Here is a 2,443-nt window from a genome sequence, read left to right as displayed (position 1 = left end):
GGGAGGACCATCTCCCAAGGCTAAATACTACCTAGTGACCGATAGTGAACCAGTACCGTGAGGGAAAGGTGAAAAGCACCCCGGAAGGGGAGTGAAATAGATCCTGAAACCGCGTGCCTACAAATAGTCAAAGCCCGTTAATGGGTGATGGCGTGCCTTTTGTAGAATGAACCGGCGAGTTACGATTGCATGCAAGGTTAAGCTGAGAAGGCGGAGCCGCAGCGAAAGCGAGTCTGAATAGGGCGCCAGAGTATGCAGTTGTAGACCCGAAACCAGGTGATCTACCCATGTCCAGGGTGAAGGTAAGGTAACACTTACTGGAGGCCCGAACCCACGCACGTTGAAAAGTGCGGGGATGAGGTGTGGGTAGCGGAGAAATTCCAATCGAACCTGGAGATAGCTGGTTCTCTCCGAAATAGCTTTAGGGCTAGCCTCAAGATTGAGAATCCTGGAGGTAGAGCACTGTTTGGACTAGGGGCCCATCCCGGGTTACCGAATTCAGACAAACTCCGAATGCCAGTGATTTATGCTTGGGAGTCAGACTGCGAGTGATAAGATCCGTAGTCAAGAGGGAAACAGCCCAGACCACCAGCTAAGGTCCCCAAATATCCGTTAAGTGGAAAAGGATGTGGCGTTGCTTAGACAACCAGGATGTTGGCTTAGAAGCAGCCATCATTTAAAGAGTGCGTAATAGCTCACTGGTCGAGTGACACTGCGCCGAAAATGTACCGGGGCTAAACGGATTACCGAAGCTGTGGATGGATCCCGTATGGGATCCGTGGTAGGAGAGCGTTCTAAGGGCGTCGAAGCTGGACCGGAAGGACTGGTGGAGCGCTTAGAAGTGAGAATGCCGGTATGAGTAACGAAAGACGGGTGAGAATCCCGTCCACCGAATGCCTAAGGTTTCCTGAGGAAGGCTCGTCCGCTCAGGGTCAGTCGGGACCTAAGTCGAGGCCGATAGGCGTAGACGATGGACAACAGGTTGATATTCCTGTACCACCTCCCCGCCGTTTGAGCAATGGGGGGACGCAGAAGGATAAGGTGAGCGCGCCGTTGGTTGTGCGCGTCCAAGCAGTGAGGCGGAAAATGAGGCAAATCCCATTTTCATACACGCTGAGCTGTGATGGCAAGGGGCATTGCGCCCTGGAGTCCCTGATTTCACACTGCCAAGAAAAGCCTCTAGCGAGGCGGGAGGTGCCCGTACCGCAAACCGACACAGGTAGGCGAGAAGAGAATTCTAAGGTGAGCGAGTGAACTCTCGTTAAGGAACTCGGCAAAATGACCCCGTAACTTCGGGAGAAGGGGTGCTCTGGTAGGGTGTATAGCCCGAGAGAGCCGCAGTGAATAGGCCCAGGCGACTGTTTAGCAAAAACACAGGTCTCTGCAAAACCGTAAGGTGACGTATAGGGGCTGACGCCTGCCCGGTGCTGGAAGGTTAAGAGGAGTGCTTAGCGCAAGCGAAGGTGCGAATTGAAGCCCCAGTAAACGGCGGCCGTAACTATAACGGTCCTAAGGTAGCGAAATTCCTTGTCGGGTAAGTTCCGACCCGCACGAAAGGCGTAACGATCTGGGCACTGTCTCAACGAGAGACTCGGTGAAATTATAGTACCTGTGAAGATGCAGGTTACCCGCGACAGGACGGAAAGACCCCGTGGAGCTTTACTGTAGCCTGATATTGAATTTTGGTGCAACTTGTACAGGATAGGTAGGAGCCAGAGATCCCGGAGCGCCAGCTTCGGAGGAGGCGTCGGTGGGATACTACCCTGGTTGTATTGAAATTCTAACCCACGCCCCTGATCGGGGCGGGAGACAGTGTCAGGCGGGCAGTTTGACTGGGGCGGTCGCCTCCTAAAGAGTAACGGAGGCGCCCAAAGGTTCCCTCAGAATGGTTGGAAATCATTCGCAGAGTGTAAAGGCAGAAGGGAGCTTGACTGCGAGACGTACAGGTCGAGCAGGGTCGAAAGACGGGCTTAGTGATCCGGTGGTTCCGCATGGAAGGGCCATCGCTCAACGGATAAAAGCTACCCCGGGGATAACAGGCTTATCTCCCCCAAGAGTTCACATCGACGGGGAGGTTTGGCACCTCGATGTCGGCTCATCGCATCCTGGGGCTGTAGTCGGTCCCAAGGGTTGGGCTGTTCGCCCATTAAAGCGGTACGCGAGCTGGGTTCAGAACGTCGTGAGACAGTTCGGTCCCTATCCGTCGCGGGCGCAGGAAATTTGAGAGGAGCTGTCCTTAGTACGAGAGGACCGGGATGGACACACCGCTGGTGTACCAGTTGTTCCGCCAGGGGCATCGCTGGGTAGCTATGTGTGGCCGGGATAAGTGCTGAAAGCATCTAAGCACGAAGCCCCCCTCAAGATGAGATTTCCCATTGCGCAAGCAAGTAAGATCCCTCAAAGACGATGAGGTAGATAGGTTCGGAGTGGAAGCGTGGCGACA

1 rRNA gene is annotated in these 2,443 nt (G+C 54.5%); it reads left to right on the top strand.

The window, feature by feature from the left end:
- Positions 1 to 2,443: ribosomal RNA gene (locus QMA09_RS16975) — 23S ribosomal RNA — on the top strand; the annotation flags it as partial.

This window comes from Planococcus sp. APC 3906, from assembly GCF_030407685.1.
In the GTDB taxonomy this organism is placed as follows: domain Bacteria; phylum Bacillota; class Bacilli; order Bacillales_A; family Planococcaceae; genus Planococcus; species Planococcus koreensis.
This window is presented reverse-complemented; position numbering and strand designations above follow the sequence as displayed.